At 67.2% G+C, this 15088-nt stretch carries 20 protein-coding genes and 1 pseudogene; 11 read left to right on the plus strand and 10 right to left on the minus strand.

Annotated elements, in window-relative coordinates; genetic code table 11:
* Nucleotides 1-166 precede the first annotated feature (166 nt).
* The 3 genes and pseudogenes from V9E98_08300 to V9E98_08310 form a co-directional block, all read right to left on the minus strand.
* A complete protein-coding gene (locus tag V9E98_08300; GenBank protein MEI2716982.1) occupies nt 167-313 on the minus strand; it encodes a hypothetical protein in 147 nt (48 codons plus the stop codon).
* Between the two features lie 10 nt (nt 314-323).
* On the minus strand, nt 324-722 hold the full coding sequence (locus V9E98_08305; protein ID MEI2716983.1) for a LysR substrate-binding domain-containing protein: 399 nt from the start codon (nt 720-722) through the stop codon (nt 324-326).
* A 187-nt stretch (nt 723-909) separates the two neighbouring features.
* Nucleotides 910-1023 (minus strand): annotated as a pseudogene (locus V9E98_08310) (LysR family transcriptional regulator).
* Nucleotides 1024-1140: 117 nt separating this feature from the next.
* Here V9E98_08310 and V9E98_08315 point away from each other — a divergent pair.
* Entirely contained in the window at nt 1141-1497 is a 357-nt protein-coding gene (locus tag V9E98_08315) for a lycopene cyclase family protein (GenBank protein ID MEI2716984.1), read from the plus strand.
* Nucleotides 1415-1657, plus strand: a complete 243-nt coding sequence (locus V9E98_08320; protein MEI2716985.1) for a GMC family oxidoreductase N-terminal domain-containing protein — start codon at nt 1415-1417, stop codon at nt 1655-1657. Before V9E98_08315 ends, V9E98_08320 begins: the two co-directional genes overlap by 83 nt.
* A 7-nt stretch (nt 1658-1664) precedes the next feature.
* Here the strand turns inward: V9E98_08320 and V9E98_08325 are convergent, their stop codons facing one another.
* Together V9E98_08325 and V9E98_08330 are read right to left on the minus strand one after the other, a co-directional pair.
* Entirely contained in the window at nt 1665-1835 is a 171-nt protein-coding gene (locus V9E98_08325; GenBank protein ID MEI2716986.1) for a hypothetical protein, read from the minus strand.
* 200 nt (nt 1836-2035) lie between these two features.
* The gene (locus V9E98_08330) at nt 2036-2242 is read right to left on the minus strand and encodes a hypothetical protein (GenBank protein ID MEI2716987.1); all 207 of its coding nucleotides are present in this window, start codon (nt 2240-2242) and stop codon (nt 2036-2038) included.
* 92 nt (nt 2243-2334) lie between these two features.
* Between V9E98_08330 and V9E98_08335 the strand changes: the two genes are divergently transcribed.
* From V9E98_08335 to V9E98_08360, 6 genes are all read left to right on the plus strand, one after another.
* Nucleotides 2335-2730, plus strand: a complete 396-nt coding sequence (locus V9E98_08335; protein ID MEI2716988.1) for a GMC oxidoreductase — start codon at nt 2335-2337, stop codon at nt 2728-2730.
* A gap of 306 nt (nt 2731-3036) precedes the next feature.
* Nucleotides 3037-3336, plus strand: a complete 300-nt coding sequence (locus V9E98_08340) for a hypothetical protein (protein ID MEI2716989.1) — start codon at nt 3037-3039, stop codon at nt 3334-3336.
* 193 nt (nt 3337-3529) lie between these two features.
* Nucleotides 3530-3745 (plus strand): hypothetical protein, encoded by a 216-nt coding sequence (locus V9E98_08345; GenBank protein MEI2716990.1) that lies wholly within the window; start codon nt 3530-3532, stop codon nt 3743-3745.
* A gap of 157 nt (nt 3746-3902) precedes the next feature.
* Complete coding sequence (locus tag V9E98_08350) at nt 3903-4253, plus strand: hypothetical protein (GenBank protein MEI2716991.1); 351 nt, start codon at nt 3903-3905, stop codon at nt 4251-4253.
* A 383-nt stretch (nt 4254-4636) separates the two neighbouring features.
* Nucleotides 4637-4789 (plus strand): hypothetical protein, encoded by a 153-nt coding sequence (locus V9E98_08355; protein ID MEI2716992.1) that lies wholly within the window; start codon nt 4637-4639, stop codon nt 4787-4789.
* Nucleotides 4790-4801: 12 nt separating this feature from the next.
* The gene (locus V9E98_08360; GenBank protein MEI2716993.1) at nt 4802-5077 is read left to right on the plus strand and encodes a hypothetical protein; all 276 of its coding nucleotides are present in this window, start codon (nt 4802-4804) and stop codon (nt 5075-5077) included.
* Between the two features lie 374 nt (nt 5078-5451).
* Here V9E98_08360 and V9E98_08365 read toward each other — a convergent pair whose 3' ends face one another.
* From V9E98_08365 to V9E98_08375, 3 genes are all read right to left on the minus strand, one after another.
* Nucleotides 5452-6192: a class I SAM-dependent methyltransferase gene (locus V9E98_08365; protein MEI2716994.1), complete on the minus strand. Its 741-nt coding sequence runs from the start codon at nt 6190-6192 to the stop codon at nt 5452-5454.
* 141 nt (nt 6193-6333) lie between these two features.
* Entirely contained in the window at nt 6334-7062 is a 729-nt protein-coding gene (locus V9E98_08370) for a DUF4190 domain-containing protein (GenBank protein ID MEI2716995.1), read from the minus strand.
* A 6-nt stretch (nt 7063-7068) separates the two neighbouring features.
* The gene (locus V9E98_08375; GenBank protein ID MEI2716996.1) at nt 7069-8565 is read right to left on the minus strand and encodes an APC family permease; all 1497 of its coding nucleotides are present in this window, start codon (nt 8563-8565) and stop codon (nt 7069-7071) included.
* Nucleotides 8566-8644: 79 nt separating this feature from the next.
* Between V9E98_08375 and V9E98_08380 the strand changes: the two genes are divergently transcribed.
* On the plus strand, nt 8645-9439 hold the full coding sequence (locus V9E98_08380) for a hypothetical protein (GenBank protein ID MEI2716997.1): 795 nt from the start codon (nt 8645-8647) through the stop codon (nt 9437-9439).
* Nucleotides 9440-9485: 46 nt separating this feature from the next.
* Here V9E98_08380 and V9E98_08385 read toward each other — a convergent pair whose 3' ends face one another.
* Nucleotides 9486-11540, minus strand: coding sequence for a hypothetical protein (locus V9E98_08385; GenBank protein ID MEI2716998.1), 2055 nt, complete (start codon nt 11538-11540; stop codon nt 9486-9488).
* Here V9E98_08385 and V9E98_08390 point away from each other — a divergent pair.
* Entirely contained in the window at nt 11539-12888 is a 1350-nt protein-coding gene (locus tag V9E98_08390) for a glycosyltransferase family 4 protein (protein ID MEI2716999.1), read from the plus strand. The genes V9E98_08385 and V9E98_08390 overlap by 2 nt on opposite strands.
* Before the next feature lie 75 nt (nt 12889-12963).
* Nucleotides 12964-14337, plus strand: a complete 1374-nt coding sequence (locus V9E98_08395) for a wax ester/triacylglycerol synthase family O-acyltransferase (GenBank protein ID MEI2717000.1) — start codon at nt 12964-12966, stop codon at nt 14335-14337.
* On the opposite strand, the gene V9E98_08400 is transcribed toward V9E98_08395, so the two are convergent.
* Nucleotides 14338-14970 carry a class I SAM-dependent methyltransferase gene (locus V9E98_08400; GenBank protein ID MEI2717001.1) on the minus strand — a complete coding sequence of 211 codons (633 nt, stop codon included), beginning with the start codon at nt 14968-14970 and terminating at the stop codon, nt 14338-14340.
* Nucleotides 14971-15088: the final 118 nt, after the last annotated feature.

The raw sequence follows: 15088 nt of genomic DNA on the forward strand, positions 1-15088 counted from the left end.
CCCGCGGGGACCTTGGGGCACGACGCAGGCGGTGGTCAGGGCCGCCCGCTTGGTCCGGTCGCGCCGGGGCGGGCAGGCCGATCCGGGGGGCATGCCGCGATTTCCTGGTTGTAGGCCGATTGCAGGGCCAGAAAGCGCGCGGCTACCGGCGAAACGGTGCGTGACTTCAGCCAGGCGCAGCCAAAGCGCACCCGCAGGCCCAGGTCAACGCCGGGCAGGCACGACCAGCTGGCCCGACGGCCACTTCCGGCGCCACCATGAAGGCCGGCATCAGCGAGATCGCGTCGCTGTGGCGCAGCACGTCCTTGAGCATGCCCGAGAGGTCACATTCGACCGCCAGCGGGCTCGCCGCCCGGTGGCTGCCGGCCGACGCGCTGGCGGGCAGCAGCGACCTGCAGCATCGCCGCTCTGCGCGGCGGTGAGGCTGGGGCCGGCCAGCGGATAGCTGAAGACGCGTCGGCCGGCGTGGGCGCAACCAGCCGCGTCAGCGGGTGCTCGCGGCTGGCACACCACCACCATGCCGATGCTCGCTCAGCGGCCAGCACCGCAAAGTCGTCCATCTGCTGCACCTGGCTGAGCTCGAGCACGATCAGATCCACGTCGCGCGCCCGGGCGCGGTCGGGCAGCTCCTGCCAGGGCGCCAGCACGGTCTTGAGGCGCAGGCCCGGGTGCGCCCGGTTGAGCTGGCCGATGGGCGGCCCCAGCCAGCGCCGAGCCGCCATATGGCCCGACGCCGATGCGCAGTTCGCCCAGCTCCAGCCCCTGCGTCAGCGCGATGTCGCGCTCCAGGTCGCGCGTGGCGCTGTCGAGCTGGCGGCGCGTGAGTGAGCAGCAGTCGCCCCACGTCGGTGGGCTCGATGGCGCCCCGGTTGCGCTCCAGCACCGCGCGCGCCGACGCTCGGCCTCCAGCGCCTGGATGCTGCGCGACAGCGCTGGCTGGGTCAGGTGCACCGCCTCGGCGGCCCGGCTGAAGCTGCCGTGTTCGACCACGGCGATGAGATGGCGCAACTGGCGCAGTTCCATGAATGAGTCCAGTTCATCGAGTCAATGTTTCGAATGCATTGGACAAATAGTACGTCCGGTACCGATCATCCGGCAATGCGCCCTCACAGAAGGCGTGTCCTTCAATGGAGACATTGCATGACCCCCCAGACCTTCGATTACGTCATCGTCGGCGCCGGCTCGGCCGGCTGCGTGCTGGCCGCGCGGCTGAGCGAAGACCCGAACGTGACGGTCTGCCTGCTCGAAGCCGGCGGCCCCGACAAGAGCGTGCTGATCCATGCGCCCGCCGGCGTCGTGGCCATGGTGCCCACCAGGATCAACAACTACGCTTACGAGACCGTGCCCGCAGCCCGGCCTGAACGGCCGCAAGGGCTACCAGCCGCGCGGCAAGACGCTGGGCGGCTCCAGCTCGATCAACGCCATGCTCTACGTGCGCGGCAACCGCTGGGACTACGACCATTGGGCCGCGCTCGGCAACCCCGGCTGGAGTTATGACGACGTGCTGCCGCTGTTCAAGCGCTCCGAGCACAACGAGCAGTTCGCCGACGACTTCCACGGCCAGGGCGGCCCGCTGAACGTGACCTACCAGGCGCACCAGAGCCCGGTCGAACGAGCTGTTCCTGCAAGCCGCCGCTGTCAACGGCATTCGCGCTGAACCCGGACTACAACGGCGCGGAGCAGGCCGGCGCCTTCCAGTACCAGGTCACGCACAAGAACGGCGAGCGTTGCAGCGCGGCCAAGGCCTTCCTCACGCCCAACCTGTCGCGGCCCAACCTCAAGGTGATCACCCACGCCGTGTCGGCCAAAGTGACGCTGGAGGGCCGGCGCGCCACCGGCGTGGCCTACCACCAGGGCGGCGCCTTGCAGACGGTGCAGGCGCGGCGCGAGGTGATCCTGTCGGCGGGCGCCTTCGGGTCGCCGCAGTTGCTGCTGCTGTCGGGCATCGGCCCGGCCGCCGACCTGCAGAAGGTCGGGTGTGCCGGTGATGCACGACCTGCCCGGGCGTGGGCAAGAACCTGCAGGACCACATCGACTATGTGCAGACCTGGCGCGTGCCCAGCCACACCGACACCTTCGGCGTGTCGCTGCGCGGTTCGGCCCGGCTCACCGGCGCGATGCTGGAGTGGAAGAAGCAGCGCACCGGGATGGTCACCAGTTCCATCGCCACCTGCGGGGCCTTCTTCCGCTCCGCGCCCGACGTGGCGGTGCCGGACCTGCAGCTGGTTTTCGTGCTGGGCATCGTCGACGACCACGCGCGCAAGCTGCACCTGGGCCACGGCATCTCCTGCCACGTCGACCTGCTGCGCCCGCACAGCCGGGGCACGCGTCAGCCTGGCCAGCCCCGACCCGCACGACGCGCCGCTGATCGACCCGAAATTCCTGTCCGACGAGCGCGACCTGCCGGTGCTGGTCAAGGGCGGCCAGATGCAGCAGCGCATCCTGGAGTCGAAGCCCTTCGACCCCATCCGCGGCCAGATGCTGTACCCGGTGCGCGCCGACGACGCGGCCGCCATGGCGCAGGACATCCGCAACCGCGCCGACACCCAGTACCACCCGGTGGGCACCTGCAAGATGGGCCCCGACAGCGACCCGATGGCCGTGGTGGACGCACAGCTGCGCGTGCGCGGCATCGACGGCCTGCGGGTCGCCGATGCGTCCATCATGCCCACCCTGATCGGCGGCAACACCAATGCCCCCACGCATCATGATCGGCGAAAAGCTGGCTGACCTGCTCGCGTTCCAACGCCTGAACGCCTTCCAACAACTTCAATCCTTCCAGGAAACTCCCATGAACCAGACCATGAACAACGACCCTGGGCAGCGCGCTGCTCATCACCCTGCTGGCCCTCGCCGGCTGCGGCAAGAACGCCGGCGTCGGCGGCACCGCCGGCGACGCCGAAGTGGCCACGCAGAAGGCCAACGAAGCGATGCACCCAGGAGCTGAACCTGGCCGATCCCCAGGACTTCGAGGACGCCAAGCGCGGCTTCATCGCCGCGCCCGAAGGCAAGATCCTGGCCGCCGACGGCACCACGGTGCTGATCGACTTCGACGCCTACAAGTTCGTCGACGGCAAGCCGCCGGCCACCGTCAACCCGAGCCTGTGGCGCCACGCCACGCTGAACAAGGGCGTGGGCCTGTACAAGGTGCGCGACGGCGTGCACCAGCTGCGCGGCTTCGACATCTCCAACATCACGCTGATCGACGGCAAGACCGGCTGGATCGTGGTGGACGCGCTCACCGCCCGCGAGAGAGCTCGGCCGCGGCGATGGCCTTTGCGCGCAAGCACCCGCGCTGTCGGCCACCGCGGTCGGCGGATCGTTGACCGGCGGTGACGGTGACCGTGACGGTGCCGGTGGCGGTGCCGCCGTTGCCGTCGCTGATCGTGTAGGTGAACGTCGCGTGCCGTAGAAGTTCGGCGGCCGGCGTGAAGCGCACCGCGCCCGCCGACCAGCGTCACGGTGCCGCCGGTCGCCGGCTGGGTCACCGCGGTCACGGTCAAGGTCTCGCCGGTGTCGGGCGCGATCGATGTCGTTGGCCAGCACGTCGATCGCCGTGGCGCCGCTGTCCTCGGCCACCGTGATGGCGTCGGCGTTGGCGGTCGGCGGATCGTTGACCGCGGTGACGGTGACCGTGACGGTCGCGGTGTCGGTGCCGCCGTTGCCGTCGCTGATCGTGTACGTGAACGTCGTCGTGCCGTTGAAGTCCAGCGGGGGGCGTGAACGTGACCGGCGCCGGCGGTGAAGGTCACCGTGCCGTTCGCGGGCTGAGTCACCGCGGTCACCGTGAGGGTCTCGCCGCTGTCCGGCGCCGCGGTGTCGTTGGCCAGCACGTCGAGCGACGGTGGCCGCGCTGTCCTCGGCGACGGTGAGCGCGTCGTTCGACCGCGTCGGGTGCGTCGTTGACCGCCGTGACCGTCACCGTCACCGTCGCCGTCGCGGTGCCGCCGTTGCCGTCGCTGACCGTGTACGTGAACGTCGTCGTGCCGGAGAAGTTGGCCGCCGGCGTGAAGCGGACCACGCCGCCGGCCAGCGTGACGGTGCCGCCGGTCGCCGGCTGGGTCACCGCCGTCACCGTCAGCGTCTCGCCGGTGTCGGGCGCGGTCGTGTCGTTGGCCAGCACGTTGACCACGGTCGCCGCGCTGTCCTCGACCACCGTCACCGCGTCGTTGTTCGCGGTCGGCGGGTCGTTGACCGCCGTCACCGTCACCGTCACCGTCGCCGGTCGCGGTCGCCGCCGTTGCCGTCGCTGACCGTGTACGTGAACGTCGTCGTGCCGCTGAAGTTGGCCGCCGGCGTGAAGCCGCACGGCGCCGCCGACCAGCGTGACCGGTGCCGGTCGCCGGCTGGGTCGACCGCGCGTCACCGTCGAGCGTCTCGCCGGTGTCGGGCGCGATCGCTGTCGTTGGCCAGCACGTTGACCACGGTCGCCGCGCTGTCCTCGACCACCGGTCACCGCGTCGTTGTTCGCGGTCGGCGGGTCGTTGACCGCCGTCACCGTCACCGTCACCGTCGCCGTCGCGGTCCCGCCGTTGCCGTCGGTGACCGTGTACGTGAACGTCGTCGGTGCCGGAGTAAGTTGGCCGCCGGCGTGTAACCAGCACGACGCCGCCGACCAGCGTGACGGTAGCCGTCCGTGGTCGCTGGCTGGGTCACCGCCGTCACCGTCAGCGTCTCGCCGGTGTCGGGCGCGGTCGCGTCGTTGGCCAGCACGTTGACCACCGTCGCCCCGCTGTCCTCGGCCACCGTCGCCGCGTCGTCCGCCACAGCGGTCGGGTCGGATCGTTGACGTTGGTCGACCGTGACGGTGACCGTCGCGGTCGAGCTCTGGTTGGTCGCGTCGGTGATCGTGTACTGGAAGGTGTCGGTGCCGGTGAAGTTGGCGTTGGGCGTGTACTGGATCGTGCCGCTGGCGTTGACCGTCGCGGTGCCGTTGGCCGGCGCCGCGGCGATCGTCGTGACGATCGGCGGCGAAGTCCAGGACGTCCGGATCCAGCAGCGGCTGGAATGGGTGAGCCAGCGGGCCACCGAGCAACTCCACCGCGCCCCTGTCCGCCAAGTCGCGCAGCACGGATGACCCACCCGCGGACCACTTTTCGAAGTCCGAGATGGTTGTCCGCGCCCGAGTGGCCTCCCACCGGCCGAATGCCCGTGTCGCTGGGTCGCGGTCCGCGGTCATGCCGACCGCGCGCAGATGCCAATCGTGCAGCCACACTTGCTGTTGGTCGTAGCAGTACGGGTCGTCGAGTTGGGCGGCGACGATCGGTGTCACACCGAGCGTCAGCAGGTCGCGGCGTCCCTCCTGCGCCAGCTGGTGCAGGATGTGAGTGAGTGGTTGGTAGGAGTGGGCCCACGCTTGGTGCAGCCACTCTTCGCCGACCGGCCAGGAACCGTGGCGGGCCAGCCAAGGCAGGTGGGTGTGCAGGACGAGGCAGAACGTGCCGACTTCGGTCATCGGCGGGCGATCGCGATCAAGTCGAGATCCTCATCGGGCGTGATGGCCCCGATCCCGAAATCGGCAACCGTGACACCGGCGACAAGGTCCAGCAGGTCCTGGGTCCACTCGTCGGACAGAACGGCATGGACCTGGCGGGCGACGACATCGGTGTCGTGCAGCCGGGGGGCATGGCGCAGGCCGTGCATCTGCACCGAGGTGAAGTTCGCGTCGGTGAGTCTGGCGACGAGCTGGTCGGCGTCGAACTCCTCGACATGGAACGGGTTGGTCGGTTTCTCGCCGCGGCCGAGTCCAGGGGAGAAGGTGATGCGGTTGGGAGTGGAGACCACCAATCGTCCCCCGGGCCTGAGGATGCGGCGGCACTCGGCCAGGAACTCGTCGAGGTTCCACAGGTGTTCGATCACTTGCAGGCAGACCACTGTGTCGGCGGTTCCGCTGCGCAATGGCAGGTCCACCAGATTCGCCTGCAGTGTCTGGACCTTGGGGTAGGTGCGCCGCACGTGGGCGATGACGGCATCGTCCATGTCGATCGCGATCACTTGGGTGCCGGTGGCGCGGATCATGTCGGCGCCGTAACCCTCGCCGCACCCGGCTTCGATCACGGTCCCGGTGGCCAAGCTCTGGGCGGTGATCCACCGGTAGACGACCTCGTGGCGACGGAACCAGTAGTTCTCACGGCTGACACCGGGGACAGTACGCTCGCCTGTGAGAGGAAGCTGTCCTTGAGGTGTCGGCACTGGGGCCTTCCATTCGTTCGCTGGTGTCGTCGTGTCGTACCGGCGGACGTCGGTGCGTTCCGTTGAGGTGCGACTGGCCGATTGTCCCACCTGTCGTGGTTCCCGGTACCACAGGATGACCGATGCCGCGTGAGCCGCTGCTCAGCATGTCCCTTCGGCCAGTCCGCTGCTGCTGTCGTAGCGGAAGGTCGCCGATTCGGACGCCGAACCCTCCATGCAGTACGAGGAGGGCCCAGCGGTCACGATCCGGATCGTGACGCCGGGGGATGGGACGAATCCCAGCGATTGCAGGTTGTCGAGGTTCACGGTGTATGTCTGATTCGTCGTGAAGTAGGTCTCCTCGGCGACCGCGGCGTTGCGCAGATCAGCTTGGACGGCCGCAGAGAGCGCTTCGTTGCGCCCGTTGAGGGCTTCGTTGCGCTCGTTGAGGTAGGTGGGGATGGCGATCGCGACTACCAGAACGGCTCCCATGACCAGGCCCAGTCCGCCGGTGACGAGCCCGGCGACGGCCATCCCTTTTCCCGATTGGGGAGTCGCTGTCTGTTGCGACTTGCCAATGCTGCTGAGGGCGATGAATCCGAGGATGACCGCGATCAGGGCCAACGGCAGGCCGACGATGAGGACCGCGAGCAGCAGTCCCAGGATCCCCAGTATCAGCGAGGCGATGGCCGCCCCATTGGTCTTGGTCGGCTCACGGCCGGGCGACAAGGGTGCCGTCAGCAGGGTGGATGCCGGCACCCAGTGGGGGTCCTTGCCGGGGTCGTACACCATCGCATTCGCGGGGACCTGACCGGAGCGCAGCATGGCGAAGAGCTGCTCCGCCGAGTAGGGGCCATGTCTTTGGTCGTCGACTGAGATCCAGTAGTCCATGGCAGGTCACATGTCGGGCACGAGCACCGGGGTGTCCGTCGTGAGAGTTTCCCCGCGGAAGAACGCCGGTTGCCGTAGTTGCCACAGCAGCATCAAGACGACGCCGACCAGCAATGATCCGATGCCGATGACGAACACGCCACCGATGCCGAAGTAGGAACTGCCGCTGTAGTCGGGACTCCACATCTGGATCGCGCTGACGATGAACGCGAAGCCGAGCATCAGCCCACCGAGCAGTGGGAACAAGAACATGAAGAGGAACGGCCGAACCCCGGTGAAGGCCTCTTTGCGGAAGTACCACACACTCGCGAAGCCGGTCAGGCCGTAGTAGAAGGCAATGGCCAGCGAGATGGACAGGATCGAGTCCTGCAGCACGCTTTCGGAGATGATCGACATCCCGATGAAGAACGACAAGCCGATCCCGCAGGTCACGAACGTGGAGTATCCGGGAGTCATGTACTTGGGGCTGACCTTCGCGAACTTGTCAGGCAACGCCTTGTACACGGCCATTGCCAGCGTGCCACGTGCGGTGGGCAAGATCGTGGTCTGAGCGGAGGCGGCGGCTGACAACAGGGTCACGATGAGGATGAAGATCATCCCCCACTGGCCGAGCAGGGGCAGTGCCATGGCGGCGAAAACGTCGGTCTGGACGTCGGGGTTATTGAGCCCGGTCCCGGTTTCGCCGAGGCCCATGTATCCGACTGTGGCGGTGGTCACGGCGACATAGCCGACCAGCAGAATCACGGTAGCGATGAGTGCGGCGCGCCCGGGTGTCTTCTCGGGATCTTTGGTCTCCTCGTTGATGGCCAGGATGGTGTCCCAACCCCAGTAGATGAACAGGCAGAGCAGGACGCCTTCGATGAACTCGGAGAAACCGAGATTGAGGGGGTTCAGCCAGGACCATTCGGGCGTGAGTGACTCCGAGGACCCGTTGCCCGAGTAGAGCGCCCAGAATGCGGCCCCGGCGAGCAGCGCCAGTGCGATGTACTGCAGGATCACCAGCACGGTCTGCATCCACTCGGCGATCTGGATGCCCCGGACCGCCAGGAACGTCATGGCGATGATGAAGACCGATCCGACGATGGCGATCGCGACACGGCTGTCGGCGAGGTCCTGGTTGCCGATGATCTCGAAGAAGTACTGACCGGTCACCTCAGCCGCGTTGCCCAGGAAGATGATGCCGGTGACGACGATGGCCCAGCCCCCCATCCATCCCGTGTGCGGGCCGAACGCCTTGGTAGCCCACGTGAACGTGGTTCCGCAGTCCGGTACGACGGTATTGAGCTCGCGGTAGGCATAGGCCACGAAGAGCATCGGAATGAAGGCGACTAGCATGCAGGCCGCGGATTGCACACCGGCGACTGCCGCCACCAGGCCGATGGTGGCCGCCAAGGAGAACACCGGAGCCGTGGAGGACAGGCCCATCATCGTGGCGCCGAACAAGCCGATCGTGCCGGCACGCAGGCCTTTGGCCTGGACCTCTTCACTCTCCTCGACGTGCACGTGCGAAGCGTGCCACAACTCGGCCTCTCGTCTCAGGTCGAACGCTGCGACGTCACACCATGATTGGATACCGTGCCTCGTGGCCAAGAAGAACAAGAAGAACAAGCCGACCTATCTGGCTGTGTTCCGACCCGCCCAGCACACGCTGGTCATCACCCGTGGAACACCGGGCCCCGAGGGCATCGAAGAGGTCGACTACCAGACCATTGCCACTGACATTCCCGAGGTCGCCGACGTCCAGACCTTCGTGCGCGACGCGCTGATCCTCGTTCGCGATGCGGGGTGGGCTTTCCCTCGCCATCGCGTGTGGGTCCCGCGCACCGTCGTCCGCAAGAACGGTGAGGACACCGAATGGGTGTGGAGCGTCAAGCGCGCCCGCTTCGACGTCAAGCTGCGCATGACCAAGCGGGATTTCGAGGACATGATCCTCGAGGCGTTCGACAGTGACATCGTGTCCGAGCAACCCGATCGTTTCGTCGGCAGTGGTGTCGAGAAACTCGATCCGGACCTCACGACCTTGTATGTGACACGCGGTCGCGCAGAAGGCCTGCTCGCGAAGAACTACCTGCGCTCGAACGGTTGGGAGGTCGTCGAGGTGTGGGACACGACCGTCGCGCACCCCGACCGGCCGTGGTCGGAACCGGGTCCGGTGCTCCTGACCGACCGTCCCTGGCGCCCTGAAGTCACGGTGGACGACCTCAAGGCGGCGACGCATGCCGATCCGCACCACATCCAGCACGAAGCGAGCCAGCACGAAGCGATCCAGCACGAAGCGATCCAGCACGAGACCCAGCACGAACACCCGACCGGCACCGACACCGAGTCGGAGCCGCACAAAGCAGAGCCTGGCCCGCAAGCCCCTGAGTCTGAGTAGCTCGGACCGACCGGTAGGTCATCAGGGGTCGGTAGGTCATCGGGGGTTAGGAACCCCGGGCGGCCAGCGCACGTTCGCGGATAGCGGTGATGTCCTCGTCAGTGAACACCCCGTTCACGCCTGAGATGGTCGCCAACCGCATCCCGTGCTTCAGTCCGAGGCGGTAGATCTCCTTGACCTTCTCCCACTCGATATTGCGTCCGACGGTGAAGTTCTCGTAGCGGCCTTCGAGAGCCAGGACGATGGTCTCGGCCAGACAGGCGTAGGCGACACCGGGGGGCAGTCCGATGTTGCGCATCTTGACGTCTCCGGGCAACTGGATCTCTCCGGACTCGACGACCAGCACATCGGGGCGTTTGGCCACATCCTCCGCGGACAGGTCCAACGGCCGAGCGACGTCGGTGATGACACACCCGGGCTTCACTTTCAAGATGTCCAGAACACGTTTGCCCGCCCCCGATGTCGCCGTCACGATCACGTCCATGTCGGGCAGTGCGGCGTCGGGAGTAGCGGCGACCTGGACGACGGCGCGCGGGTCCTCACGTTCGATGTCGTCCTTCAGCGCGAGGAGTTTCCCGGACTCTGGGGACACGAGCCACAACTCGTCGGTGGCCATGGCCAGCAGTCGCGCGCAGACGGAACCGATCGCTCCGGTTGCGCCGACCACCATGGCCTTGCCGCGCAGTCTGCCCTGGTCGTCGACCTCGGCGATCCCCAACCGTGAGACCGCGTCATGAGCCGCCCACAGCGCTCCTGAAGCGCTGTAACTGTTGCCGGTGGTGATGGGCAGCGGAGCACGCTTGGCCACGGTGACGCCGGCGTCGCCCACGACTTTGGTGAACGCTCCGAGCCCCATGATCTGAGCGCCCAACTTCTTCGCCATGTCCGCCGCGGCCAGCAGACGTCGGTAGGTGAATTCGGGGCTGTGCGCCATGAGTTCTTTCGGAGTGCCGCCGACGGTGATCAACCAGCCTTCGGCTTCATCGCCGGTCGCTGACTTGATCCCGGTGACGTGGCTATAGACGAACGGCGGAGCGTAGGCCATCGCTTTCTCGACGGTGTCCATTACGAAGTCCGGTGCGACTTTGGACATGGTGCCGAGTGGCTCGACTTGGCGGAAGTACTCCTGGGACAGCGGATGGATGACGAAGGCGAATCGACTGCGCCGACCCGCCCCATCCGGCTGGAGCACGCGCGGGACCACACCGGAGGACACGATCATGTCCAACAGGTCGTCGTTGGTCAGTTCCACCGTGTCGGTGGCGGCAAGCATCATGGCTTCGAGGACGGCTTCGTTGACGGTCACGTCGAAGGGTTGCGGGACGTCGTCCAAGACGATCGACACACCGCGCGATTGGAGATCCGCCAGTCGTTCGTCGGAGATGGCCGAAGAGATCAACGTCTTGCCGGCGAGTTCCTCGAGACCGAACGCGTCCAGTTCGTCGAATGTCGCGACCAGCACATCCGCGTCGCGCACCGAACTCGACAGAAGAGCGTGATTCAGGAGATCGCCAGGGCGGGTGAGAGGTTCCATGATCACGCCCGGGAGCACTCGGGTCGGCCAACCGGCGATGCCGGCGAACCGGTCGAGCGCCGCGGGGACAGAGTCGAGCAGAGAAGCGATCCCATAGCGCAGCAGTGGGTCGGCGAAGGTCAGGTTGCTCGTGTATTCGTTGAGTACTTTCGCGGTGCGGTAGTGGTTCATTCCCCCGAAGACCACCACGCGGGCGTTGGTGAACAGACCGGTCAGGTCAGCCTGTGCGTTACGGACGGTCCACTCCTGCAACACGTCGCGCAGTGAGTGGCCGTTGGTGGCGGGGATCTCCTCGGCGGCATCCATGATGCGTTGCACAGCATCGAGATCACCGTCGTAGCGCCCGGCCGTGCGGGCGTCGCGAATCCCCGAGACGGCGATCGCGTGTGACCGCGCCGACCAGTCGCGGGCCACTTCGATGGCTCGCACGACGTCGCCGTCAGTGCCGATCCGCACCAGCCGGAAACGGCGTTCCAGCCACTCGACCTCCGCGTCATAGTCCCGTTCCTCGGGACCGAGGCTCACGTTGACGATGGTCAGTAGTTCGGTGTCGCGAGGTCCGGTCATGGTTCGTGTCACTCCGAGTTCGGCGGTTCCCCTGTCCTTGCCCCCCACGCTACTGGCACGAGTGGGCATGTGGCATGGCCGTACGGGTAGGGTCCGAGCCGTGCGGATCTTCATCTGGCACGGCTACCTGCTCACGGGAACCGGTTCCAACGAATACACCCAGGCACTGGCCCGCACCCTGGGCCGGTCTGGGCACGATGTCACGGTCTTCTGCCAAGATCCCGATGCCGACTCGCTCGACCTTGCCGGCGCGACCGTGGTCCGTCCCGAACTCCCCGGCCCCCTGCCGGTGTTCGTGCTCGACCGATACGACCGCGCCACCCCTGCTCTGCTGCCCGACTTACCTCAGTCGGTGCTCGACGACTACGTAGCCTCGAATGCCGAAGTGGTCGCCGCCGCTGGGCCGGCCGATCTGCTGATCACCAACCACGTGCTGCTGGGTGGCCCGGTAGGCGCAGCCACAGGGCTGCCCTTCGTGGTCAAGGCTCACGGTTCCGAACTCGAATACGCCATGCGCGGCAATGAGCGGTTGTGTCGGTGGGCGCAGCGCTCGCTGGACACCGCGCGGGGAGTCATCGCGGGCTCCCAGCACATCGAGCGGGTCGTCGAGGAGCTCGTGGGAATCGACCCGCGCGAGATCCACGTGATTCCGCCCGGAGTGAATACCGACACGATGCGGCCCCGACCGCGGGCGCAGGCGCTGGCCGGGTTGCTCGCCGAGGCGCGGGCCGATCCTTCGAATGACGGAAACGAGCGATTGCCCGACAGCGGCAACGCCGCGCGTCTTGAACGGTTCTTCGCCGATCCCGACCGTCCGATGGTCCTGTACGTGGGGAAGCTCAGCGCAGAGAAGGGCGTACCGCTGCTCATGGACGCGGTGCGCGAACTGGACGTGGCCGCCGTCATCGTGGGCTTCGGACCGGCTCGGGTACCGCTGGAGGCAGTCGCCGGCCCCGACGTCTTGTTCACCGGACCGCTCCAGCACCGGCACCTCAGGTATCTGTGGCCGCTGGCGACCACGAGCGTGGTGCCCTCGATCTTTCCCGAGGCGTTCGGCATGGTGGCGGCCGAGGCTGCGTCCTGTGGTTGTCCACCGTTGGTGGCCGACCACAGTGGGCTCGCCGAGATCGCCCAAGGGCTGCGGACCTACTATCCGGCCCAGCTCGCCGGGCTCACCAGTTTCCCCACCGGGGATGAATCAGCGCTGCGCGGGCGTTTGCGCAGTCTGGTGGATCTGGACGCCGACGACCGGGAACTGATATCGCAGGCGGCGCGCACAGCTGCGGTCGAGTTGTGGGGATGGGACAGCGTGGCTGAGCGAATCCTCGCGATCGGGCAGTCCGGCTGAGCTCCGATCGACCCATCCTCCGGCTGCGAGCCTTCACCCGGCGATCACCCCCCACGGGCGGCTACCGTTTCCGGCATGGATCGACTGACCCCGCTCGATGACCTCTTCGTCTCGCTGGAGCGCGACGAGCTCCCCATGCACATCGGTTCACTGCTGATTTTCGACGGCCCGGCCCCGGACTACGACGATCTGCTGGCGTCGATGGCGGGCCGGATCCACCGCATCCCGCGCTACCGCCAGCGCCTCCGTGAGGTGCCGTTGAGTCTGGGACTCCCCGTGTGGCAGGACGACCCCCACTTCACCTTGGCCTATCACGTCCGGCATACCGCAGTACCTCCGCCAGGCGGTCACGTCGAACTGCGCACTCTGGCCGGGCGGCTGCTGTCGCAGCGACTCGACGTGTCACGTCCGCTGTGGGAGATGTGGCTGATCGAGGGGTTGGCGGACGGCCAGTTCGCCGTGCTCAACAAGGTCCATCACGCCATGATCGACGGGTTGTCCGGTGCCGACCTCACCGAGGTTCTGCTGGACGCCGATCCCGACGCCGCGATCGAGGACCCACAACCGTGGACACCGCGGCCAGAGGCGTCGGCGATCTCCATGATGACCACCGGCGTGATGGACAGCGTCCGCGATCCCGTTCGTACCGCTCGTACCCTGGCGGACGGCCTCCAGCAGCGGCCGAAGGACTTCGCCCGCTCGGCAACCGCTGCCGTCGTGGGCACCGTCAAGTTCGGGCAGGAGCTGGCGCACACCGAGGATCAGTTGATCGGCCGCCCCGGGCCACATCGTCGCTGGGACTGGGCCGTCGGTGATCTGGGCGAGGTGAAGCGGATCAAAAACTCGTTGGGGGGCACAGTCAACGACGTGATCCTTACCGCCGTGACCGGTGGTTTTCGCAAGTTCTTGGTGAACCGTGGTGTCGAACTGACGGAGGAGGACACTGTCCGAACGATGGTCCCGGTCTCGACCCGGCCATCGGAGGGGCAGAGCGGGGGCAATGCCGTGGCGGCGTTGTTCGCCGATCTGCCGGTGGGGATCGCCGATGCCGGCGACTGCCTGGAAGCCATGAAGGACCAGATGTCGGAGGTGAAGAGCAGCGGCATGCTCGAAGGCACCGACGCGCTGGTGGGCGGCGCGATCTTCATCCCGCCGCTGTTGTGGGCGGCCGCCGGCCGGATCGCCTCGCGGGCGCCGCAACCCAGCGTCGCGACCATCACGACGAATGTCCCGGGTCCACAGCAGGAGTTGTACATGCTGGGTCGACCGCTGCTCACGATCCTGCCGTACGTCCCCCTGGGCATGAATCAACTCGTGACTGTCGCGATCTTCAGCTACAACGGGGGCATCACGTGCGGGATCACGGCGGACTACGACCGCGTACCGGATGTGGACGTGCTGGCGCGCGGGATCGAGTCGTCCCTGGCCGAGTTGTCGGCGCTCGCCTGATCAGTGGGGCCGCACGGTGCCCACGACCGCCGGTGCCACTGGCGGCACGTTCACCAGGACCGTGTCCGTGAGGTCTGACGTGTCGAACCCTGCATCCGCGAACGCCGCCCGAGTGTCGCGGTCACAGTGGCAGCCGCCCGCGACGTGGGGCCAGATCCTGGACACCACACGCTGCGCTCGGCCGGACCAAGAGCCCGGGGCACCTCGGACGTGCTCCATGACCGCGACCACCCCGCCGGGGCGCAGGACGCGTCGCGCCTCGGCCATGGCCCGGGACGGGTCGTCGACCGTGCACAGGACGTAGGCGAACAGGATCGAGTCGATGCTGGCGTCGGCCAGCGGCAGGTCTTCGGCCACTGCGTCGATGACTCGAATGGGCCGTGACTTCGCGTAGTCCGTGACCCGGTCGTGAGCGGCCCGACGCATAGACGCACTGGGTTCTACAGCGATCACCTCGGTGACCGAGTCGGGCAGGTGGAGCAAATCAAAACCCGGCCCGAGGCCCACGATCAGGGTCCTTCCGGCGAGGTGGCCCGCGACTGTAGTCCGGGCCGCACCCACCGGGCCGTCGTCCTCCAGCCCCGCGATGACGCCGTAGAGCCGGGTGAACAGGGGATGGTCGTGGGTAGCCATGCAGGCCATCTTGCCTCAGCCTGGCTCCAACGGTCCTTCGGCTACCGCGCGCCACCATCGGGGCACGCGCCTCAGGTGCCCACTGCGCGAGCTTGCCTACTGACTACTCAGTAGCGGC

The organism is Candidatus Nanopelagicales bacterium (genome assembly GCA_037045355.1).
Classification (GTDB): Bacteria; Actinomycetota; Actinomycetes; order S36-B12.